Origin of the sequence: Pseudomonas sp. 2FE (genome assembly GCF_005503735.1) — a bacterium.
Classification (GTDB): domain Bacteria; phylum Pseudomonadota; class Gammaproteobacteria; order Pseudomonadales; family Pseudomonadaceae; genus Aquipseudomonas.
This window is the reverse complement of sequence record NZ_SCMO01000003.1, coordinates 185,423-208,370: the sequence shown is the minus strand read 5'-3', so window position 1 is coordinate 208,370 and position 22,948 is coordinate 185,423. Positions and strand designations below refer to the sequence as shown.

General features: G+C 64.5%; 17 protein-coding genes. 8 read left to right on the top strand and 9 right to left on the bottom strand.

Translation table 11 applies throughout. The features are described 5' to 3' along the window. Positions 1-4: 4 nt before the first annotated feature. From FFS12_RS08270 to gcvP, 6 genes are all read left to right on the top strand, one after another. The gene (locus FFS12_RS08270; RefSeq protein WP_171011845.1) at positions 5-1,237 is read left to right on the top strand and encodes a 2-octaprenyl-3-methyl-6-methoxy-1,4-benzoquinol hydroxylase; all 1,233 of its coding nucleotides are present in this window, start codon (positions 5-7) and stop codon (positions 1,235-1,237) included. Positions 1,238-1,430: 193 nt separating this feature from the next. Then, positions 1,431-2,432, top strand: a complete 1,002-nt coding sequence (locus FFS12_RS08265) for an extracellular solute-binding protein (RefSeq protein WP_137886409.1) — start codon at positions 1,431-1,433, stop codon at positions 2,430-2,432. A gap of 121 nt (positions 2,433-2,553) precedes the next feature. Further along, positions 2,554-4,173 carry an iron ABC transporter permease gene (locus FFS12_RS08260; RefSeq protein ID WP_137886408.1) on the top strand — a complete coding sequence of 540 codons (1,620 nt, stop codon included), beginning with the start codon at positions 2,554-2,556 and terminating at the stop codon, positions 4,171-4,173. 180 nt (positions 4,174-4,353) lie between these two features. Beyond that, on the top strand, positions 4,354-5,436 hold the full coding sequence (gene gcvT / locus FFS12_RS08255) for a glycine cleavage system aminomethyltransferase GcvT (RefSeq protein ID WP_137886407.1): 1,083 nt from the start codon (positions 4,354-4,356) through the stop codon (positions 5,434-5,436). 153 nt (positions 5,437-5,589) lie between these two features. Next, on the top strand, positions 5,590-5,979 hold the full coding sequence (gene gcvH, locus FFS12_RS08250) for a glycine cleavage system protein GcvH (RefSeq protein WP_137818980.1): 390 nt from the start codon (positions 5,590-5,592) through the stop codon (positions 5,977-5,979). Positions 5,980-6,056: 77 nt separating this feature from the next. Continuing rightward, complete coding sequence (gene gcvP, locus FFS12_RS08245; protein ID WP_137886406.1) at positions 6,057-8,933, top strand: aminomethyl-transferring glycine dehydrogenase; 2,877 nt, start codon at positions 6,057-6,059, stop codon at positions 8,931-8,933. Positions 8,934-9,066: 133 nt separating this feature from the next. Here the strand turns inward: gcvP and FFS12_RS08240 are convergent, their stop codons facing one another. From FFS12_RS08240 to FFS12_RS08220, 5 genes are all read right to left on the bottom strand, one after another. Beyond that, the gene (locus tag FFS12_RS08240) at positions 9,067-9,387 is read right to left on the bottom strand and encodes a DUF2388 domain-containing protein (RefSeq protein WP_137886405.1); all 321 of its coding nucleotides are present in this window, start codon (positions 9,385-9,387) and stop codon (positions 9,067-9,069) included. Positions 9,388-9,536: 149 nt separating this feature from the next. After that, positions 9,537-9,986 carry an NfeD family protein gene (locus tag FFS12_RS08235; protein ID WP_137886404.1) on the bottom strand — a complete coding sequence of 150 codons (450 nt, stop codon included), beginning with the start codon at positions 9,984-9,986 and terminating at the stop codon, positions 9,537-9,539. A 14-nt stretch (positions 9,987-10,000) separates the two neighbouring features. Beyond that, complete coding sequence (locus FFS12_RS08230; RefSeq protein WP_137886403.1) at positions 10,001-10,921, bottom strand: SPFH domain-containing protein; 921 nt, start codon at positions 10,919-10,921, stop codon at positions 10,001-10,003. Positions 10,922-11,026: 105 nt separating this feature from the next. Beyond that, entirely contained in the window at positions 11,027-12,811 is a 1,785-nt protein-coding gene (locus FFS12_RS08225; protein ID WP_137886402.1) for a GspE/PulE family protein, read from the bottom strand. Between the two features lie 163 nt (positions 12,812-12,974). Further along, the gene (locus FFS12_RS08220) at positions 12,975-14,342 is read right to left on the bottom strand and encodes an inorganic triphosphatase (protein ID WP_137886401.1); all 1,368 of its coding nucleotides are present in this window, start codon (positions 14,340-14,342) and stop codon (positions 12,975-12,977) included. A gap of 177 nt (positions 14,343-14,519) precedes the next feature. Between FFS12_RS08220 and argE the strand changes: the two genes are divergently transcribed. Together argE and argA are read left to right on the top strand one after the other, a co-directional pair. Continuing rightward, entirely contained in the window at positions 14,520-15,677 is a 1,158-nt protein-coding gene (gene argE / locus FFS12_RS08215) for an acetylornithine deacetylase (RefSeq protein WP_137886400.1), read from the top strand. Between the two features lie 189 nt (positions 15,678-15,866). Then, entirely contained in the window at positions 15,867-17,165 is a 1,299-nt protein-coding gene (gene argA, locus FFS12_RS08210; RefSeq protein WP_137886399.1) for an amino-acid N-acetyltransferase, read from the top strand. A gap of 116 nt (positions 17,166-17,281) precedes the next feature. On the opposite strand, the gene rmf is transcribed toward argA, so the two are convergent. The 4 genes from rmf to FFS12_RS08190 form a co-directional block, all read right to left on the bottom strand. Then, positions 17,282-17,506, bottom strand: coding sequence for a ribosome modulation factor (gene rmf, locus FFS12_RS08205; RefSeq protein WP_137886398.1), 225 nt, complete (start codon positions 17,504-17,506; stop codon positions 17,282-17,284). 110 nt (positions 17,507-17,616) lie between these two features. Beyond that, complete coding sequence (gshA, locus tag FFS12_RS08200; protein ID WP_137886397.1) at positions 17,617-19,200, bottom strand: glutamate--cysteine ligase; 1,584 nt, start codon at positions 19,198-19,200, stop codon at positions 17,617-17,619. 148 nt (positions 19,201-19,348) lie between these two features. Further along, entirely contained in the window at positions 19,349-20,110 is a 762-nt protein-coding gene (locus tag FFS12_RS08195) for an endonuclease/exonuclease/phosphatase family protein (RefSeq protein WP_137886396.1), read from the bottom strand. A 39-nt stretch (positions 20,111-20,149) separates the two neighbouring features. Then, positions 20,150-22,459: a Tex family protein gene (locus tag FFS12_RS08190; RefSeq protein ID WP_137886395.1), complete on the bottom strand. Its 2,310-nt coding sequence runs from the start codon at positions 22,457-22,459 to the stop codon at positions 20,150-20,152. Between the last annotated feature and the right edge of the window lie 489 nt (positions 22,460-22,948).

Sequence of the window (22,948 nt, the reverse complement as noted above, 5' to 3'; positions counted from 1 at the left end):
GGACATGCGTGCGGATCTGATAATAGTCGGTGCTGGCATGGTTGGCAGCGCTCTGGCGTTGGCCTTGCAGGACAGCGGCCTGGACATTTTGCTGTTGGACGGCGGCCCGCTCAGCGTCAAACCCTTCGACCGCGCCGGCGCCTTTGAGCCGCGCGTCAGTGCCTTGTCGGCGGCCAGCCAGCGGGTGCTCGAGCGCCTCGGCGTGTGGCCCGGGATCACCGCCCGGCGCAGCAGTCCCTATGCAGAGATGCAGGTGTGGGACGGCTCGGGGACTGGGCAGATCCATTTTTCCGCGGCCAGCGTGCATGCCGAGGTGCTCGGTCATATCGTCGAGAACCGGGTGATTCAGGACGCCCTGCTCGAACGTCTGCATGACAGCGATCTGGGCTTGATGCCGAATGCCCGCTTGGAACAACTGCGCCGCTCTGGCGATGACTGGCTGCTGAGCCTGACCGACGGCCGGCAACTGCGCACGCCGTTGGTGATTGCGGCGGATGGCGGCAACTCTGCGGTGCGCCGGCTGGCCGGCTGTGCAACCCGTGAGTGGGATTATCTGCATCACGCCATAGTTACCAGCGTGCGCTGCCGCCAGCCACACCAGCGCACCGCCTGGCAGCGGTTCACCGACGATGGCCCGCTGGCCTTTCTGCCGCTGGACGCCACGGCGCAAGAGGGGCAGGACGAGCAAGACTGGTGCTCGATCGTCTGGTCGACCACCCCGCTGGAGGCCGAGCGCCTGATGGCGCTGGCCGACGCGGATTTTTGCCAGGCGCTGGGCAAGGCCTTCGAGTGGCGCCTGGGCGAGGTGCTGGAAGCCGATCCGCGCCTGTGTATCCCGCTGCGCCAACGGCATGCCAAGCGTTATGTCGAACCTGGGCTGGCGCTGATCGGCGATGCCGCGCACAGCATTCATCCGCTGGCGGGGCAGGGGGTCAACCTCGGCTTCCTCGATGCCGCCGTGCTGGCCGAGGTGCTGCGCCATGCGCTCGAGCGTGGCGAAAGCCTGGCCGATGAGCGGGTACTCAGCCGCTACGAGCGGCGGCGGATGCCGCATAACCTGGCGATGATGGCGGCGATGGAGGGCTTCGAGCGACTGTTCCAGGCCGATCCGCTGCCGCTGCGCTGGCTGCGTAACACTGGCCTCAACTGGGTCGATGGTTTGCCCGAGGCCAAGGCGCTGTTCGTTCGCCAGGCGCTGGGCCTGTCCGGTGACCTGCCGGAGTTGGCGCGGGCGTAGGGTGGGTTAGGTCAGCGACCGTAACCCATCAGCGGTGCCGCCAGGCACGGCCCCACTACCCGAGAACTCCCACGCCTTACGGCGAACCGTGGTATGCGCCTTGGTGAGAATGGCTGTTATGTAATTTACGTTGAGAAGCTAAATGGTATTCACTACTATTCGTTTCCAAATTCTCTAGCACAGGTATGGCTCCATGCAGGCAAGCAAGCGTCTTCTCGCCGCTCTGGCACTCACCGCGCTATCCGGCGCCGTTCAGGCCGCCGACGAGGTGGTGGTCTATTCCGCGCGCATCGACGAGCTGATCAAGCCGGTGTTCGATGCCTACACCGCCAAGACCGGTGTGCCGATCAAGTTCATCACCGACAAGGAAGCGCCGCTGCTGGCCCGCCTGCAAGCCGAGGGCAAGAACACCCCGGCCGACCTGTTGATCACCGTGGATGCCGGCAACCTCTGGCAGGCCGAGCAGGAAGGCGTGCTCAAGCCGCTGAAGTCTGCCGTCATCGACGCCAATATCCCGGCTCAGTACCGCTCCAGCACGGGGGCCTGGACCGGCTTGTCGCTGCGCGCACGGACCATCGTCTACTCCACCGAGCGGGTCAAGCCGCAGGAACTGTCCACCTATGAGGCGCTGGCCGACAAGAACTGGGAAGGCCGCCTGTGCCTGCGTAGCAGCAAGAAGGTCTACAACCAGTCGCTGACAGCCACCCTGATCGAAACCCATGGCGCGGCCAAGACCGAGGAACTGGTCAAGGGCTGGGTGAACAACCTGGCGACCGACGTATTCGCCGACGACACCGCGCTGATCCAGGCCATCGACGCCGGCCAGTGCGATGTCGGCATGGTCAACACCTACTACTTCGGCCGCCTGCACAAGCAGCAGCCGAACCTCAAAGCCAAGCTGTTCTGGCCGAACCAGGCCGACCGCGGCGTGCACGTCAACCTCTCCGGAGCCGGTGTCACCCAGCATGCGCCGCACGCCGAAGCCGCGCAGAAGTTGCTGGAGTGGATGACCACCGAGGAAGCCCAGGGCCTGTTCGCCAGCCTCAACCAGGAATTCCCGGCCAACCCGAAAGTTCCGGCGTCCGCGGAAGTGGCTGCCTGGGGCAGCTTCAAGGCCGACAGCATCCCACTGGAAGTGGCCGGCAAGCGCCAGGCCGAGGCCACCATGCTGATGGATCGCGCCGGCTGGAATTGATCCAGGCAGCAGCTTGAGGCCGAAGCAGGCGGTTCAATTCGGCTTCCCGCTTTACGCTGCAGTTATACTCGGCGCCCCGGCTTAGTCCGGGGCGTTGTGTTTTCAGTTCCGAGGATTCTGCGTGGCCCATCCTGCCCAGCGTCGCTGGTACCCCATCGCCTTTGCCATTGCCCTGTTGGTGTTGCTGCCGCTCAGCGTCATGGCGCTGTCCTGGCAGTCGCTAGATCTGCAGATCTGGTCGCATCTGTGGCAGACGCAGATGCCGCGCCTGCTCGGTAACACGCTGACGCTGGTGTTCGGCGTCGGCGTCGGCGTGACGCTGCTCGGCGTCAGCCTGGCCTGGCTGACCAGCCTCTGCGAATTCCCCGGTCGGCGCTGGCTCGATTGGGCCTTGATGCTGCCCTTCGCCATCCCCGCCTATGTGCTGGCCTTTGTCTTTGTCGGCCTGCTGGATTTCGCCGGGCCGCTGCAAAGCCTGTTGCGCGAGTGGTTCGGCGCCGGCCTGCGGCTGCCGCGGGTGCGCTCCACCGGCGGGGTGATCAGCGTGCTGGTGCTGGTGTTCTACCCCTACGTCTACCTGCTGGCGCGCAGCGCTTTCCTCGCCCAGGGCAAGGGCCTGATGGAGGCCGCGCGGGTGCTCGGGCAGTCGCCCTGGCAGGCGTTCTGGCGCGTGGCGCTGCCGGTGGCGCGGCCGGCGATTGGCGCCGGCTTGGCCTTGGCGATCATGGAAACCCTGGCCGACTTCGGCGCGGTCTCGGTGTTTAACTTCGATACCTTCACCACCGCGATCTACAAGACCTGGTACGGCTTCTACAGCCTGTCCAGCGCGACCCAGCTCGCCAGTCTGCTGTTGCTGGCGGTGATGCTGGTGCTGTATGGCGAGCGCCGCGCACGGGGCGTCAACCGGCCTTCCAGCGAGCGCCCTCGGGGTAAGGCGCTGTATCACCTGCGCGGCTTGCGGGCATTGGCCGCCAGTGCCTGGTGCGGCCTGGTGTTCGCCTGCGCCTTCGTCATCCCGCTGCTGCAATTGCTGCTGTGGTTTTGGCAGCGTGGCCGTTTCGATCTGGATGAACGCTATGCCGGGCTGATTCTGCACACCCTGTATCTCGGTGGGCTGGCGGCGGCGATCACCGTCGCGGTCGCGCTGCTGCTGGCCTTCGCCCGCCGCTTGGCGCCGACCCGGCCGATCCGTTCGGCGGTCAGTGTGGCCAACCTCGGCTACGCCTTGCCCGGCTCGGTGCTGGCGGTGTCGATCATGCTGGCGTTCAGCTATCTCGACCGCGAGTTGGTGATCCCGCTGTCGAGCTGGCTTGGCGGCGCCGGTAAGCCGTTGCTGCTGGGCAGCTTGGCGGCGCTGTTGCTGGCGTACCTGATTCGCTTTATCGCGGTGGCCTACGGCCCGCTGGAAAGCAGCCTGGCGCGAATTCGGCCGTCGCTGCCGGAGGCGTCGCGCAGCCTCGGCGTCAGTGGCCCCGGGCTGTTCTTCAAGGTTTACCTGCCCCTGCTGGTGCCCGGCGCCTTGAGCGCGGCCCTGCTGGTATTCGTCGATGTCTTGAAGGAGATGCCGGCGACCTTGCTGATGCGCCCGTTCGGCTGGGACACCCTGGCGGTGCGGGTGTTCGAGATGACCAGCGAGGGCGAGTGGGCGCGTGCCGCGCTGCCGGCGCTGAGCCTGGTACTGGTCGGGCTGTTGCCGGTAATCGGCCTGATTCGCCGCTCGGCCCGGCGCCACGGGCATTGACCGAACGGCAGTCGGCTGAGGTGTCCAGCCGCCAGTCTTGCGGCTACAATGCGCGCCATTCGATGTGGCCCGTCATTCAGACCGGGCAGCTGATCCGTAGTCGCCAGTGTCTTGTTTGTGCAAGCGCAGCCGCGTTTCAGTGCCTGTCCGCATCTTCGCCAAGCCCGGAAGGAGAAACCCATGGGACAGCGCACGCCCCTCTATGATCAGCACCTTGCCCTGGGTGCCAAGATGGTCGATTTCGGCGGTTGGGATATGCCGCTGCACTACGGCTCGCAAGTCGAGGAGCACCATCAGGTGCGTCGCGATTGCGGGGTCTTCGATGTGTCGCACATGACCGTGGTCGATGTCAGCGGCGCACAGGCCAAGGCCTATCTCCAGCACCTGCTGGCCAATGACATCGAGCGTTTGCAGGTGGTGGGCAAGGCTCTCTACAGCGGCATGCTCAATGAGCAGGGCGGGGTAATCGACGACCTGATCGTCTACCTCACCAGCGAGGGCTACCGCGTGGTGGTCAACGCCGCCACTCGGGACAAGGACCTGGCCTGGATGCAGGCGCAGACCGCCGGTTTCGCCGTCGAACTGCAGGAGCGCGCCGAGCTGGCGATGCTCGCCATTCAGGGCCCGCAGGCCCGGGCGAAAACCGCCGAGCTGGTCTCCGTGGCGCGCGCCGAGTTGATCGGCGAACTCAAGCCGTTCCAGGGTTTCCCGGCAGGCGACTGGTTTATCGCGCGGACCGGCTACACCGGCGAAGACGGTCTGGAAATCATGCTGCCGGCCGAGCAGGCGCCAAGCTTTTTCAGTGAACTGGTCGGCGCCGGCATCGCTCCGATCGGCCTGGGCGCGCGCGATACCCTGCGCCTGGAAGCCGGGATGAACCTCTACGGCCAGGACATGAGCGAAGAGGTCTCGCCGCTGGCCGCCAACATGGCCTGGACCATCGCCTGGGAGCCGCCGGCGCGTGGCTTCGTCGGTCGTAAGGTGCTGGAGGCGCAATACAGCGCCGGCAATCAGCCGAAACTGGTCGGCCTGGTGCTGGAAGAGCGCGGCGTGTTGCGGGCGCACCAAGTGGTGCGGGTCGACGGCGTCGGCGAAGGTGAAATCACCAGCGGCAGCTTCTCCCCGACGCTCGGTAAGTCGATTGCCCTGGCCCGCGTGCCGGCGGCGACTGGCGAGCGTGCCGAGGTGGAAATTCGTGGCAAATGGTACCCCGTGCGCGTGGTTCGGCCGAATTTCGTGCGCCACGGTAAGGCCTTGATCTAAGCGGCACTCGCTCCTGGCGGGCGAGCCGCAGGCCCCACGGCCATGGGGTTTTCAACGTCGCCTGAGCGAGCGCAGTAATTTTCGGGCCGGTTCTAACAACCTGCTAAATTTTCTAGGCGGGCCATCCGCCTCCCAGTCTTTGAGGACACCGACATGAGCAATATCCCCAGCGAACTGCGTTACGCCGCCAGCCACGAATGGGCTCGCCTGGAAGCCGATGGCAGCGTGACCGTGGGCATCTCCGACCACGCTCAGGAAGCCCTGGGTGACGTGGTGTTCGTTGAGTTGCCGGAGCTGGGCAAGCAACTGGCGGCAGGCCAGGAAGCCGGTGTGGTGGAGTCGGTAAAAGCCGCCTCGGACATCTATTCGCCGATCAGCGGTGAAGTCATCGCCATCAACGAGGCGCTGACCGACTCGCCTGAGAACGTCAACAGCGACCCCTATGGCAGCTGGTTCTACAAGTTGCAGCCGAGCAATGCCGCGGAGCTGGACAAGCTGCTGGATGCGGCGGGTTACCAAGCCGCCTGCGACGCCGACGCTTAATATCTAGCTATCCTTACAAAAGCCTCGATTCACACGGACTGCGAATCGAGGCTTTGTCTTTTTCTGAGAGTCAAACCATGTCCCAAACGCCCAGCCTTGCTCAGCTCCAGCAGTCCGACGCTTTTCTGCGTCGTCACCTCGGCCCCGACGCCAATGAACAGCAGGCCATGCTCGAGGCGCTCGGCCTCGGCAGCCGCGCCGAACTGATCGAGCAGACGGTGCCGCCGGCGATTCGGCTGAATCGCCCGTTGGAGCTGCCGGCGGCGCTGGACGAAGAGGCGGCGCTGGCCAAATTGCGCGGTTACGCCGAGCAGAATCAGGTCTGGACCAGTTTGATCGGCATGGGCTACCACGGCACGCTGACGCCGACGGTGATTCTGCGCAACGTGCTGGAAAATCCGGGCTGGTACACCGCCTACACGCCGTATCAGCCGGAGATCGCCCAGGGGCGTCTGGAAGCGCTGCTGAACTTCCAGCAGTTGACCATCGACCTGACCGGTCTGGATCTGGCCAGCGCCTCCTTGCTGGATGAGGCGACCGCCGCCGCCGAGGCCATGGCTTTGGCCAAGCGCGTGGCGAAGAGCAAAAGCAACCTGTTCTTCGTCGACGAGAACTGCCATCCGCAGATCATTTCCGTGGTGCAAACCCGTGCCGAAGCCTTTGGCTTCGACCTGGTGGTGGCGCCCGTCGAGAGCCTCGGCGAGCATCAAGTGTTTGGCGGCCTGTTGCAGTACCCGGACACCCACGGCGAGATCCGTGACCTGCGCCCGCTGATCGAGCAACTACACGCGCAACAGGCCCTGGCCTGCGTCTGCGCCGACCTGCTGAGCCTGTTGCTGCTGACCCCGCCGGGTGAGCTGGGTGCCGACGTGGTGTTCGGCTCGGCGCAGCGCTTCGGCGTGCCGATGGGCTACGGCGGCCCACACGCGGCGTACTTCGCCACCCGTGACGAGTTCAAACGGGCGATTCCTGGGCGCATCATCGGCGTGTCGAAAGACGCGCGCGGCAACGTCGCGCTGCGCATGGCCCTGCAAACCCGCGAGCAACATATCCGCCGCGAGAAGGCCAACTCGAACATCTGTACCGCCCAGGTCCTGCTGGCCAACATCGCCAGCTTCTATGCGGTCTACCACGGCCCGCAGGGCCTGAAACACATCGCCCAGCGCGTCCATCGGCTGACCTCGATCCTGGCCGCCGGCCTGGAGCAGAAAGGCATTCGGCGGGTCAACGGGCAGTTCTTCGATACCCTGACCCTGGACGTCGGTGGCAGCCAGACGGCGATCCTCGAAAGCGCCAAGGCCGCGCAGATCAACCTGCGCATCCTCGGTCGTGGCCACCTCGGCTTGAGCCTGGACGAGACCTGCAACGCGCAGACCGTTGCGCGCTTGTTCGACGTGTTCCTCGGCGCCGGCCACGGTCTCGACGTCGCCGAGTTGGATGCCACGGCGGTGCCGTCCGGTATTCCCCAGGCGCTACAGCGCAGCAGCGGCTACCTGAGCCACCCGGTGTTCAACAGCCACCACAGCGAAACCGAGATGCTGCGCTACCTCAAGCAGCTGGAGAACAAGGACCTGGCGCTGAACCAGTCGATGATCCCGCTCGGCTCCTGCACCATGAAGCTGAATGCCACCAGCGAGATGATCCCGATCACCTGGCCGCAATTCGCCAACCTGCACCCCTTCGTGCCGTTGGAGCAGGCGAGCGGTTACCAACTGATGATCGCCGAGCTGGATGCCTGGCTGCGCGCCATCACCGGTTTCGACGCCATCTGCATGCAGCCCAACTCCGGCGCCCAGGGCGAATATGCCGGCCTGCTGGCGATCCGCAAATACCACGAGAGCCGCAACGAAGGGCATCGCACTATCTGCCTGATCCCGGCTTCGGCGCACGGCACCAACCCGGCCTCGGCGCAGATGGCGAGCATGCGCGTGCAGATAGTCGAGTGTGACAGTCAAGGCAACGTCGATCTGGAAGACCTCAAGCGCAAGGCGGCCGAAGCCGGCGAGCAACTGGGCTGCCTGATGGCGACGTATCCCTCGACCCACGGCGTGTACGAGGAAGGCATCCGCGAAATCTGCGAGGTGATCCACGCCCACGGCGGCCAGGTCTATATGGACGGCGCGAATCTGAATGCGCAAGTGGGTCTGGCCCGGCCGGCGGACATCGGCGCCGACGTGTCGCACATGAACCTGCACAAGACCTTCTGCATCCCCCACGGCGGTGGCGGTCCAGGCATGGGCCCGATTGGCGTGCGCGCGCACCTGGCGCCGTTCGTCGCCAACCACCCGGTCATCCAGTTGGAAGGCCCGAATCCACAGAACGGCGCGGTCAGCGCGGCGCCTTGGGGCAGTGCGAGCATTCTGCCGATCAGTTGGATGTATATCGCCATGATGGGCCCGCAACTGGCCGATGCCACCGAAGTGGCGATCCTCGGTGCCAACTACCTGGCGAGCCAGCTGGGCGGCGCCTTCCCGATCCTCTTCAGCGGTCGCAATGGCCGGGTCGCGCATGAGTGCATCCTGGACCTGCGCCCGCTCAAGGCGGAAACTGGGATCAGCGAGGAAGACGTGGCCAAGCGTCTGATGGACTACGGCTTCCATGCGCCGACCATGTCCTTCCCGGTGCCGGGCACGCTGATGATCGAGCCGACCGAGAGCGAGTCCAAGCACGAGCTGGATCGCTTTATCGAGGCGATGTTGAGCATCCGCGCGGAGATCGGCAAGGTGCAGAGCGGCGACTGGCCGGCCGAGGACAACCCGCTCAAGCGTGCACCGCACACCCTGGCCGATGTCATCGGCATCTGGGAGCGGCCGTACAGCATCGAGCAGGCGGTGACTCCGTCCACCCACACTCGTGCGCACAAATACTGGCCGACGGTGAACCGCGTGGATAACGTCTACGGTGATCGCAACCTGTTCTGCGCCTGCGTGCCGGTGGAGGATTACCGCGAGTAAGCTTCACCCAGAAACAACTAGGCCGCCTGTGGGCGGCCTAGTTGTTTCTACAGCATTTACGACTCGGCTGCGGGTGCCGGCGCGGTAGTCCTGCGCCGGGGACGTCAGGCTGCGATCACCTGCAGCGCGCACCCTACTGGGCTGCATCCTCCGCGGTCAAAATCGCACTGGCCAGTTCCATATCGCTGGCGCTCAGCCCCGGCTGCTCGGTGCGCATCTGTTGCAGCGCCGCTGCTAAATAAGGGCCGCGGATGGTGCCGTTGCTGGCGACAAAACTACCGGCATCATCCCGAGCGGCGACGATCAGCTTGTCATCATGTTTGCGGAACGTCAGATAGGTCGAGGCGGTGGTCGCGCCGGAAGAAATCACATCACGCCAGAAGTCGTCGGCCAGCGCCGAGCCGATGGGAAGGGCGAGCAAGGCCAAGGGGACGAAGGCAAGTTTGATACGCATGGAAAGAACTCCTGCAGTAACTAGCTAACAGTAGGACTGCTGGCGCGGGTTGGGAGTTCAGTTGGTGTGACGGCAGGTCGAGTCGCGGGGCCGGCCACGCTGGAGCAGGAATTGGTTCAGGCTAGTGCGACGCTCATGGCGCCGCGCGGTCATGCGGCGGCTTCGACCTTGAGCAAGACGCCGTCCTGGCCGGTCACCTTGATTGGGGTGCCGGCCGGCAGATCCGGGCCGCTGACCAGCCAGAGGCTGTCGCCGGCCTTGATCTTGCCGCGCCCGCCGACGATGGCCTCGTGCAGCTGGAAGGTGCGGCCGACGAATTCCTGGCCGCGCTGGTTCAGCCCAGGCTGGTCGGAGGCTTTGCCGGCGCTGCGCTGGCGGCGCCACCAGAGCACCGCGGTGAGCACCGACAACAGGCCGAACAGCAGGAACTGCCAGGCCCAGGGCAGCTCGGGGAACAGGTAGGTGACCACGCCGACTGCGGCAGCGGCCACGCCAATCCACAGCAGGTAGCCGCCGGCGCCGAACACCTCGAGGATCAGCAGCAGGGTGCCGAAGGCCAGCCAGTCCCAGAACGACAGGTGTTGCAGGTAGTCCCACATGCTCCGGGCTCCCCTTAGGCTTTTTTGCTGTCGAAGGTGGCTCGGACTATCTCGCCGATACCGCCGACCGCGCCGATTACCTGGCTGGCTTCCAGCGGCATGAGGATCACCTTGCTGTTGTTGGCGCTGGCCAGTTGGCCAAGGGCCTCGATGTATTTCTGCGCGACGAAGTAGTTGACCGCCTGCACGTTGCCGCTGGCGATGGCGTCAGAAACCATGCGCGTGGCTTCCGCCTCGGCCTGCGCCGCCCGCTCGCGCGCTTCGGCTTCGAGGAAGGCGGCCTGGCGCTGGCCTTCGGCCTTGAGGATGTCGCCCTGCTTCTGGCCCTCGGCGGTGAGGATGGCGGCGGCGCGCAGGCCTTCGGCTTCGAGGATTTGTGCGCGCTTGATGCGTTCGGCTTTCATCTGTCCGGACATGGCGGCCATCAGGTCGGCCGGCGGGCTGATGTCCTTGATCTCGATGCGGGTGATCTTGATGCCCCAGGGCGCGGTGGCTTCGTCCACGGTCTTGAGCAGGCGCTCGTTGATCGCGTCGCGCTGGCCGAGCATGGCATCCAGTTCCATCGAGCCGAGCACGGTGCGGATATTGGTCATCACCAGGTTGCGGATGGCGTGCTCGAGGTTGTTCACCTCATAGGCCGCCTGCGCGGAATTGATGATCTGGAAGAAGCAGATCGCATCGATCTGCACCGTGGCGTTGTCCGCGGTGATCACTTCCTGCGGCGGGATATCCAGCACGCTTTCCATCACGTTGAGCCTGCGGCCGATGCGGTCCATCACTGGGACTATGATGTTCAGCCCCGGCCTCAGGGTGTTGGTGTAGCGGCCGAAGCGCTCCACCGTCCACTCGAAGCCTTGCGGCACCACCTTGAAGCCCATAAAGACCAGCGCCAAGGCGAGGCCGACGAAAAGAAAGATCACACTGCCGATTTCCATAGCGATTCCCTGTGATAAGTGCCGGAGTCATCCGGTGTTTTAGCGTCATTGGTTTGCTGGGTTTCGCTGCGCTCTACTCAGCCTACATTTGTCGCGAGGTGGTCGTTACTTTTGCTCGCTCTGCGGGGTGACCCTGAGCACTTCCTCAATCGTTGTCAGGCCGGCGGCGACCTTCTGCGCGCCGGACAGGCGCAGGCTGCGCATGCCTTCCTTGAAGGCTAGGCGGCGCAGCGTCAGCAGGTCGGTGTCGGCGGTAATCAAGGGTTTGACGCCGTCCGTCAGTTGCATGATCTCGTAAACCCCCGCGCGCCCGCGGTAGCCGGTATCGCGGCATTCCAGGCAGCCGACGGCTTTATGCGTGCCAGTGGGCAGTGGGGCGCTCCAGGGTTTGGTCAGGGTCTGCCAGTCCTCTTCGCTAAGCTCCACCGGCACCTTGCAGTGCGGGCAGAGGGTGCGCACCAGGCGCTGGGCCATGACCCCGAGCAAGGTGGCCTTGAGCAGGTAGTAGGGCACGCCCAGCTCGAGCAGACGGGTGATGGCGCTGGGGGCGTCGTTGGTGTGCAGGGTGGACAGCACCAAGTGCCCGGTGAGCGCGGCCTGGATCGCCATTTCGGCGGTTTCCAGGTCGCGGATCTCGCCGATCATGATGATGTCCGGGTCTTGCCGCATCAGCGCACGGACGCCGCTGGCGAAGGTCAGGTCGATATTGTGCTGGACCTGCATCTGGTTAAAGGCCGGCTCGACCATCTCGATCGGGTCCTCGATGGTGCAGAGGTTCACCTCCGAGGTCGCCAGTTTCTTCATTGAGGTGTACAGCGTGGTGGTTTTGCCGGAGCCGGTCGGCCCGGTGACCAGGATGATGCCGTTCGGCTGGCGGGTCATGTCCAGCCAGCGGCGCAGGTCGTCGGGGGAGAAGCCCAGCTGATCGAAGTTTTTCAGCAGCACTTCCGGGTCGAAAATCCGCATCACCATCTTTTCGCCGAAAGCGGTGGGTAGCGTCGATAGGCGCAGCTCGACTTCGCCGCCGTCCGGGGTCTTGGTTTTGACCCGGCCATCCTGCGGTTTGCGCTTCTCGGCAACGTTCATCCGCCCCAGGCTCTTCAGGCGGCTGACGATGGCCATGGTCACTTGCGGCGGGAATTGATAGACGTTGTGCAGCACGCCGTCGATGCGAAAGCGCACGCTGCCTTGCTCGCGGCGCGGCTCAATATGGATATCACTGGCGCGCTGCTGGAAGGCATATTGGAACAGCCAGTCGACGATATTGACGATATGCGCATCGTTGGCGTCCGGTTCCTGGTCGCTGGCACCGAGGTTGAGCAGTTGCTCGAAGTTGCCGAGGCTGCTGTTTTTCATATCGACGGCGGTGGCGCCGCTGACCGATTTGGCCAGGCGGAAGAACTCCACGGTGAAGCGCTGAATATCCGCCGGGTTGGCCACTACGCGCTTGATCGGGCGCTTCAGGACATGGGTCAGGTTGGCTTCCCAACTGCGCACGAAGGGCTGCGCGCTGGCGATGGTCACCGCTTCGCTGTCCGCCGCCACGGCGAGGATCTTGTGGCGCTGGGCGAAGGCGTAGGACATCAATGGCGTGACGGCGGCGACGTTGATCTTCAAGGGGTCGATGCGCAGGTAAGGCTGCTCGGCATGCTGTGCGAGCCAGACCGTCAGGCTCTCCAGATCGAGCTTCTTACCCGGCCGGCTGAGGTCGTCGACCTGCTGCGCGGCGAGAAACTCCAGGGGATGCAGCTGGGTGTTCGCCGAACTGCGGCGGATCGCCAGGCACTGCTCGGCCGTTTCCTGGGCCATGTGGCCCTGGGCGACCAATTCGCGCAGCAGGTCATTGAGATCCAGCGTGCGATCCTGGGCCGGTGAAGCGAAGGCGGACATGCAAACTCCTTGTCAGGCGGCTCTGCTGTGCAGCGTCGAGTACGCCCCATGGGCTGCTCGGCTCGCAAAGAATAGCCCTAAGCATGCCCGATTGCGCCGCCCGACGCGATGCTGCCGGCCGGCTCTTGTGCGCAGCTTCCCATGCCGCTGCGGGCATGGCGGATTACAGGCGCAGCAGGACTTTCCAGGCTTTGCTGGTCAGCACGGTTTGCGCCTGCTGCACGCGGGCGTCGAGGCATTCCTCGTCGAGCGGGCGGTTGGCCAGCTCGCGCAGCTTGTTCAGCTCGCCGTACAGACGGTCGACTTCCGGCACTTCCAGCACCTGGCGGGCCAGGCGCAGCCAGACCTGCAGACGCTCGATGCGCGGCAGTTGCTCGGCCAGATCTTCCGGCTGCTGCTGATAACGACCCAGTTGCAGGGCCACGGCTTCTTCGGCCAGCAGGTGCGGTAACCAGTTGCCGAGCACCGCGGCGCCCTGGCGATTGCCGCGGTTGTTGCGCTCGGCAGTCCAGGCGTTGGTCAGCAGCCAGCGCGAGGTGTTCAGCGAGAATAGGCCCCAGCGCTTGCCTTGCAGTTCTTCGGCGAACTGCGCGGGGGCGGCTTGGCGCACCGCTTCGTCGAGTTGCCCGGCCTGTACCCGTGGGCGCCAGTCGCCGAGCAGGGCGTCGAGGTTCAGGCGCAGTTCGTGGCTGCTGGCCCGCGGCGCGGCCTGGCCGAGGCTGCCGACCAGCGCCCGGAGTTCGACCAGTTGCTCGACCCAGTCGACCAGCAAGCGCCAGTGGCCGTTGAAGCGGTATTGCTCGGCCAGGCGCTGGCTGCTGCCGAGCAGGTGCCAGGCCAGCGCGGCGAAGGCCTGGTCGAGCGCCAGCGCGGGGTTGAGTTCGGGCAGTGGCAGGCTTAGCGAGTAGCTGTTGGCATCGAACAGGCGATAGCCGCGTTCGGCCTTGCTGATATCGCAGGGCATCAGCGCGAGATCCGCCGCCAGCTCCGCGGCCAGTTCCAGCAGCGCCTGCGGCTCGCCCTGTCTAAGCTCAAGCTCCAGTTCGCAGAGGTCTTCTTCCTGGCCGGCGGCGATGACCTTGCCGAGATCGAGGGCGGCTTCGATCAGCACCTTGCTCTTGCCGCGGCCCCAGGCGATTTCAGCGCGTTCGCGAATGAAGTCGGTGGTGAAGATGGCCTGTAGCTGTTTTTTATCCAGGTCCGCCAACGCTTCTGGCCAGCATTCGTCATTGAGCTTCTTCAAATCCAGCTTGGCCTTGCTCAGCGCCCAGTCGTACTCGTGGCGTTCGGACAAGCCAGCGACGCTCTGGCCGCGCGTTTTCAGGGTCTGGATGAACGCCTCGCCGTCACGTCGAATGCGCAGTGCGATCTTGGCTTTGGCCAGGTCGCGCTCTGGCGTATCGAAGTACTGATTGAACAGTTCGCGGCGTTCCCAGCCAGCCTTGTTGCGCTTTTTCAGCAACGGGTGCTCACGCAGGGCGGCGAGGGTTTCGCGGCTGACGCGGAGTTTGATTTCGGTTTCTTTCTGCATGGCCGGGGAATCCAAACGCTAATAACGGGTGCGCAGCCGCAGAGTGCCAGTCGGCGCGGGCTGCTGAAGCCGTGGAGTGTACAGGACAAGCAGGGGCGCCGCGCCGGCAGCGGCGCTTGGCGGTTTATTCCTCGGTGGCTATGGCTCTATGATGGGGCTCGCTTGTGGAGACCACGAATGCCCCAGCTTTCCCTCAAAGAGCAATTTGCCGCGCTGATTGCCACGCCGTCGGTGAGCTGTACCCAGCCGAACCTGGATCAGTCCAACCGTGGGGTGATCGAGCTGCTCAGCAGCTGGCTCGGCGACCTGGGCTTTGCCTGTGAGGTGCAGGCGATCGCGCCGGGCAAATTCAATCTGCTCGCCAGCTACGGCAGTGGCCCCGGTGGGCTGGTGTTGGCCGGACACAGTGACACCGTGCCCTTCGATGCGGCCCTGTGGCAGACCGATCCGCTCAAGCTGACCGAAGTCGACGGCCGCTGGGTCGGTCTCGGCAGCTGCGACATGAAAGGCTTCTTTGCGCTGGTTATCGAGGCGGTTAAACCCTTGCTCGCCCAGCGGTTCCAGCAGCCGCTGCTGATCCTCGCCACCTGCGATGAAGAAAGCTCGATGGCCGGCGCTCGCGCGCTGGCGGCGGCGGGCCGGCCCTTGGGACGCGCGGCGGTGATCGGTGAACCGACCGGGCTGCGGCCGATCCGCCTGCATAAGGGCGTGATGATGGAGCGCATCGATATCCTCGGCCAGAGCGGCCACTCCTCCGACCCCAGCCTCGGCCATAGCGCCTTGGAGGCCATGCACGGTGCGATCGCCGAGCTGTTGCAGTTGCGCCAGCAATGGCAGCAGGAATACCGCAACCCGCAGTTCAGCGTGCCGCAGCCGACCCTCAACCTGGGCTGCATCCACGGCGGCGATAATCCCAACCGGATCTGCGGCCAGTGTTCGCTGGAGTTCGACCTGCGGCCCTTGCCGGGGATGGACCCGGAAGTGCTGCGCGCGGCGATCCGGCACAAGCTGCAACCGTTGGCCATCCAGCATCAGGTCAGGATCGACTTCGCCCCGCTGTTTCCCTGCGTGCCCGCGTTCGAGGAGGCGGCCGATGCCGAGCTGGTGCGCTTGGCCGAGCGGCTGACCGGGCATAGCGCCGAGGCGGTGGCATTCGGCACCGAAGCGCCTTATCTTCAGCAACTGGGTTGCGAGACCCTGATTCTCGGCCCCGGCGATATCAGCTGTGCCCATCAGCCGGGGGAGTTCCTGGAAATGTCACGTCTAGAGCCGACGGTGCGTCTGCTGCGTGAGCTGATTCAGCACTATTGTTTGAGCCCGGCAACGGCCTCGTAGGCCGGCTAGCGGCCCTGGCCGAAACCCGGCGTTTGTTTGTGTCGCCCCATTGAACGGTAGAACGGTAAGGAGAGCACGCGTGTTGCAGCCCCAACTTCGACGATAAAGCTGACGTTTCACCGCTCCGCGCCGCGGAGTTGCTGTTGCTCGCTCAGGCTTTCTCTTCACGAATCAAAGGCTCATTACGCTATGCCGGAATACGTCACCTGGCTCCGCCACGCTTCGCCCTATATCAATGCCCACCGCGATTGCACCTTCGTCGTCATGCTGCCCGGCGACGGTGTGGCGCATCCGAACTTCGGCAATATCGTCCATGACCTGGTGCTGCTGCACAGCCTTGGCGTGCGCCTGGTGCTGGTCCACGGTTCGCGCCCACAGATCGAGGCGCGGCTGGCTATCCGTGGGCTGACGCCGCATTTTTATCGCAACCTGCGCATCACCGACGGGCCGACCCTGGAGTGCGTGATCGACGCCGTTGGCCAGCTGCGGATTGCCATCGAAGCGCGCCTGTCGATGGACATGGCCGCCTCGCCGATGCAGGGCTCACGCCTGCGCGTGGCTGGCGGTAATTTTGTCACCGCGCGGCCGATTGGGGTGCTCGAGGGCGTCGACTATCACCATACCGGCGAAGTCCGCCGGGTCGATCGCAAGGGCATCGGCCGCCTGCTCGACGAGCGCTCGATCGTGCTGCTCTCGCCGCTGGGCTACTCGCCCACCGGGGAAATCTTCAACCTCGCCTGTGAAGACGTGGCGATGCGTGCGGCGATCGATCTGGACGCCGACAAGCTGATCCTGTTCGGCGCCGAGCGCGGCCTGCTCGATGAGAGCGGCAAGCTGGTACGCGAGTTGCGCCCGCAGCAGGTGCCCAACCATCTGCAACGGCTCGGCAACTGTTACCAGGCAGAGCTGCTGGATGCCGCCGCCCAGGCTTGCCGCGGCGGGGTCCAGCGCAGTCATATCGTCAGCTATGCCGAGGACGGCGCGCTGCTCACCGAGCTGTTTACCCGCGATGGCGGCGGCACCCTGGTCGACCAGGAGCAGTTCGAGCAATTGCGCGAGGCGAGCATCGAGGATGTCGGTGGTCTGCTCGACCTGATCAGCCCGCTGGAAGAGCAGGGCATCCTGGTGCGCCGCTCACGCGAAGTGCTGGAGCGCGAGATCGAGCAGTTCAGCATAGTCGAGCGCGACGGGCTGATCATCGCCTGCGCGGCGCTGTATCAAATTGCCGATTCGGACTCGGGCGAGCTGGCCTGTCTGGCGGTCAATCCGGACTATCGCCATGGTGGCCGCGGCGACGAGCTGCTGGAGCGCATCGAAGAACGCGCGCGGGCGCAGGGCTTGAAGACCTTGTTCGTGCTCACCACCCGCACCGCCCATTGGTTCCGTGAGCGTGGCTTCGAGCCGAGCGGCGTCGATCGCCTGCCGGCGGCGCGGGCCTCGCTGTACAACTATCAGCGCAATTCACAGATCTTCGAGAAGGCGCTGTAGGGCGGACTCAGGAGCGCAGCGAACAGTCCGCCGCTTGCTCCGCCGCCTGCAATGGCCGCAATGGCGTACTGCTTCGCGAGTACGCCCTACGCCTGGAGCCTGCTGCTAGCTGGCGCTTAGGCGGTCTTCTGAATCAGCAGCTGGTACTGTTCGGCGCCATCATTCCAACCGGCTTCCCAGGCCGCGGCGAGTACTTCGACGCGGTGCGGTTGCTGGCTGAGCGGGTGGCCGGTGAGGCCGGCCATGTAGCCTTGTTGGTAAGCCTTGTTCAGGCTTTCCAGGCTCCAATGTCGATCTTCGTCGGGCCGGTCTTCGTCGGGGAGGGCGGCGGGGGGCGCCATGGGCAAGCTCACATTAACCAAACTGTACTTATGCTAGCCCCGCTGGTCGGCGGCGACTGAGCCGCCGATCCCGGCTTTTGCCCCGCTGGGGGCTTTTGTGACGGAGTCGACTAAACCGCGAGGGCGAGGATGCTCGCCTGGTAAGAGGCGACAAAGCTGTCGAAGTCACCGACCGGCGCGCGTTCCAGCTCGGCCTGTGCGGCCAGCGACTGGCGTACCGATTCCTCGAAGGCGGCTTGCTCCGTGGCGCTCAGCGGTTGGCTGCGGAAGTAGTCGGCATGTGCCTGGCTCTGCCGCAGGGCGAACTCGGTGAAGCTCTCACCCTGCTCCTGCAGGCTGGCCAGCACCTGGGCCGAAGGCGTCAGCGTCGGGTCGTCGACCTTGGCCCGCTGCGCTGCCAGCGCTTGGCTGTGGTTATCACCGCCGTGGCTGTGGTCGAGCAAAGTCGCGAGCGGCTGGATGCTGTCGAGTAGTTGATGGGCCCAGGCGTGCAGTTCGACGGGTTCGCCATGGCGCTGCAGGTGCAGGCCTGGGCGGCGGCCTTCTTTAACCACTTTGAGGAAGTTGTCGGTACAGCCGTGGCATTCCGCCCCGGCCAGCTCCGGGCTGTCCTGCAGGGTGCAGAACAGCAGGAAGGCGTCGAGGAAGCGGGCTTCCGTCAGGTCGATACCCAGCGGCAGGAAGGGGTTGATGTCCAGGCAACGCACTTCGACGTACTGCACGCCACGCGCCATCAGCGCCTGGATCGGCCGCTCGCCGCTATCGGTCACGCGTTTCGGGCGGATGTTCGAGTAGTACTCGTTTTCGATCTGCAGGATGTTGGTGTTGAGCTGCAGCCACTCGCCATTTTGCTGGGTGCCAATTTCGGCATAGGCTGGGTAGGGCGTGGAAACCGCCTGGTGCAGGCTGTGGGTGTAGCTGGTCAGGTCGTTGTAGCAGGGCGTCAGGCCGGCCTGGGCACTGCTTTGGTAGCCCAGGTCACTCATCCGCAGGCTGGTGGCGTAGGGCAGGTACAGGGTCTGCGCATCGAGCTGCTTGAGCTGGTGCGGGCGGCCACGCAGGAAGCCGGCGTCCAGCGTCGGCGAGGCGCCGAACAGGTACATCAGCAGCCAGCTGTAGCGCCTGAAATTACGGATCAGGGCGATATAGCGCGCCGACTGGTAATCGCGTGGGCTCTGGGTATCGCCTTCGGCCTGCTGCAACACTGGCCAGAGCGCTTCCGGCAGGGAGAAGTTGTAGTGAATGCCGGCGATGCACTGCATGGTCTTGCCGTAACGCAGCGCCAAGCCCTTGCGATAGACGTACTTCAGTTGGCCGATGTGCGAGCTACCGTAACGGGCGATCGGAATCCGCTCTTCTTCCGGCAGCGGGCAGGGCATCGACGGGCTCCACAGGTACTCGCCGTCGAGCTTGCTGTAGGCGAAGCGATGGATCTGCTCCAGATCCGCCAGCGTGATCGCCGGGTCCGGCTCGGCTGGGGTGATGAACTCCAGCAGCGACTCGGAGTAGTCGGTGGTGATCTGCGGATGGGTCAGCGCCGAGCCCAGGGCGGCCGGGTGCGGCGTCAGCGCGAGCTGGCCCTGGGCATCGACGCGCAGGCATTCCCGCTCGATGCCATGCAGGCACTGGGTGAGCAGGGCAAGGTTGGCGCGCTCGCCGAGCAGAGCCAGGCGGCGGGAGAGAAGATCGCTCAAAATGGTATTCCTTCACGCGTCGGTCGCCCCAATATGGGGGTGGACGGAGCGGTCTACAAGGGGGCGAGAAAACCGACGGAGCCGGTCGATGCCGCTTTATAACCCGCTGCGGGTAAAGAGGGTTATAGCTGGGCGCTATGCGTTTGCGTCAGGGCGACGCGGCGCTGCGGATGGTTAGTGTAAGTGGCATATGGTCGCTGATGCCGAGCCAGTCTGATGGGGCGCCAATTTCAAGCTGACAGTCTGGCAAAAGGTTGGCGGCAGCGAAGACATAGTCAATGTGATAGGACTTTTGCAGATTGCGTTGCAGATAAAAAGTTGCCCTTTGTTCACTACCCTGCAGTTCGCCCTGCTGATGGTAAATGCTTGCTAGGCCCAGAGAGGCCAGTTCGTGTACTACATCTGAGTGGTTCCACCATCTGTCCGTTTTATCCCAGATGGCATTGCTGTTGAGGTCGCCCAGAATGATCGTGTTGTCTTGTGCCAATTCGTGGCGATGAATCTGCAGATATTTCCAGAGTTGCCCGATATAGGAGAACACCTGTGAATCGCTACCCTTGGTCCAGACAGCCAGTGCCTTTAGGCGGTCATTGATGGAGAACGGCAGGAAATATTTCAGATCCCGCGTGCGCCAAGCCAGTGCGGCGCTTGGGCTGGAAAGTCCATCAATGCTGTACTCGCCAGCCCATGGCAGGGCTTTAACCCGGTGATTGTTGCGCGCGAATACACCAATGCCTTTGTTCTTTGAGTCACCTATCCACAGGTAATGTCCGGCCCACTCTTGGTACAGCACTGTCGACTGCGCGGGGTCTTCGCACTCCTGAATGACCAAAACGTCTGCTTGCAAGGCATCCGCCTCGGCCAGTTTGTTACGCAGTGCGCCGTTACAGTTCCAGGTCACAATTTTCATGGGTCACCAGAGCAAGGCAACGACGCAGAACTGCTGCATCTATTTCTTCAACTGTTTGGCATTGGCAAATAGCGCGGCCATGGCGCCGCTGGCCGGTGCCTTGGCTTCGGTGCGCGGCGTGCTTGGCTGGCGCGGCTGGTTCGCTGCGCGGCTGCCGTGTTGGCCTTCGAGCTTCTCGCCGGGGGTATCGGCCAGGCGCATCGACAGGGCGATGCGGTTACGCGGGATGTCCACCTCCATCACCTTGACCTTGACCACGTCGCCGGCTTTGACCGCTTCGCGCGGGTCCTTGATGAACTTCTCCGACAGCGCCGAGATATGCACCAGGCCGTCCTGATGCACGCCGATGTCGACGAAGGCACCGAAGTTGGTGACGTTGGTCACCACGCCTTCCAGCACCATGCCCAGTTGCAGGTCCTTGAGGGTTTCGACGCCGTCCTGGAATTCGGCGGTCTTGAACTCGGGGCGCGGGTCGCGGCCGGGTTTCTCCAGCTCCTGGAGGATGTCGGTGACTGTGACCAGACCAAAGGCTTGGTCGGTGAATTTCTTCGGGTCGAGGCGTTTGAGGAAGCTCGCGTCGCCGACCAGCGAGCGCAGATCGCGGCCGGTATCGGCGGCGATCCGTTGTACCAGCGGGTAGGTTTCCGGGTGCACCGCGGAGGCGTCCAGCGGGTTGTCGCCGTTCATCACGCGGAGGAAGCCGGCGGCCTGCTCGAAGGTTTTTTCACCGAGGCGGCTGACTTTCTTCAGGGCGTCGCGGGTCTTGAACGCGCCGTTGGCGTCGCGGTGGGCGACGATATTCTGCGCCAGGGTCGCATTCAGACCGGAGATGCGCGCCAGCAGGGCCGCCGAGGCGGTGTTGACGTCGACGCCGACGGCGTTCACGCAGTCTTCCACCACCGCATCCAGGCTGCGCGCCAATTTCAGCTGGGAGACGTCGTGCTGGTACTGGCCGACGCCGATGGCTTTCGGCTCGATCTTCACCAGCTCGGCCAGCGGGTCCTGCAGGCGCCGGGCGATCGACACCGCGCCACGGATCGACACATCGAGATCGGGGAACTCCTTGGCCGCCAGTTCCGATGCCGAGTACACCGAGGCGCCGGCTTCGCTGACCATGATCTTGGTCATTTTCAGCGCCGGATACTTTTTGATCAGCTCGGCGGCCAGTTTGTCGGTCTCGCGGCTGGCGGTGCCATTGCCGATGGCGATCAGGTCGACCGCATGCTTGGCGCACAGCGCGGCGAGCACGGCGAGGGTCTGCTCCCACTGGTTCTTCGGCACGTGCGGGTAGACCGTCGCGGTGTCCAGCAGCTTGCCGGTGGCATCCACCACGGCGACCTTGCAGCCGGTCCGCAGGCCCGGATCGAGGCCCAGGGTCGCACGCGGGCCGGCTGGCGCGGCGAGCAGCAGGTCGTGCAGGTTGTGGGCGAAGACGCTGATCGCCTCGGTTTCCGCGCTTTCGCGCAGCTCGCCGAACAGGTCGGTTTCCAGGTGGGTGTAGAGCTTGACCTTCCAGGTCCAGCGCACCACTTCGCCGAGCCACTTATCGGCGGCGCGGCCTTGGTCTTTCAGACCGAAGCGCTCGCCGATCATCAGTTCGCAGGGGTGCAGGGTGCCCGGCGTCTCGTCGCCGACTTTCAGCGCCGAACTGAGGATGCCCTCGTTGCGGCCACGGAAAATCGCCAGGGCCCGGTGCGAGGGCACGCTTTTCAGCGGTTCGTCGTGCTCGAAGTAGTCGCGGAACTTGGCGCCTTCTGCTTCCTTGCCAGCGACCACGCGGGCGCTGAGGGTGGCGTCGTGCTTGAGGAAGCTGCGCAGCTTGTCGAGCAGGCTGGCGTCTTCGGCGAAGCGTTCCATGAGGATGTATTTGGCGCCTTCCAGGGCGGCCTTGACATCGGCGACGCCTTTTTCCGCGTCGACGAAGCGGGCGGCTTCGCCTTCCGGGCTCAGGGTCGGGTCGTTGAACAGGCCGTCGGCCAACTCGCCTAGGCCGGCTTCCAGGGCGAGCTGGCCCTTGGTGCGACGTTTTTGCTTGTAGGGCAAATACAAGTCTTCGAGGCGCGTCTTGGTCTCGGCGAGTTTGATTTCGCGGGCCAGTTCGGGGGTCAGCTTGCCTTGCTCCTCGATGCTGGCGAGGATGCTGGCGCGGCGCTCGTCGAGTTCGCGCAGGTAGCGCAGGCGCTCTTCGAGGTTGCGCAACTGGGTGTCGTCCAGGCTGCCGGTGACCTCTTTGCGGTAACGGGCGATAAACGGCACGGTGGAGCCTTCATCGAGTAAGGCCACGGCGGCTGCGACCTGTTGCGGGCGGACCCCGAGTTCCTCGGCGATACGGTTGTTGATGCTGTCCATAAAACCACCTGACAGAGAAATGAAGGCAAGTCGCGCCTGCCGCAAAATGGCCGGCAGTATACCTAGGAGTCAGTCGGGCCAATATCCAGGCTTTCGCCGTAGAGCCGTTCTAAGTCCGACAGACTCCTGGCTTTAGCCGGAAGGCGAGGAAAAATCTGCTAACGAATGCGGCGCGCGCCTAGCGCGGCGTCTGCGCCATACTGTGCGCCGAATTAGGCTCTGTTGACGTTTAATGACGGCCGCGCCGGAGCCTGCTGTTGCGCAGGGCAAGGCGCGAGGAGTGTGATTTGGTTAGTCCAAATGAACGACGAGTAACACCGCCCTGCGCAACAGCAGGCCCGGCCCCTCGGGTTGTGCCTGAAAGCGTGCCATGCTGCGTTGCAGGCCTTGGCAAGGGAATGCATTCCCTGCGGCCTGCGCCTTGCCTGGCGCGCTTTCAGGCGACAACGCGGTTCGTCATTAAGCGTCAACAGAGCCTTAGGAGCCTCT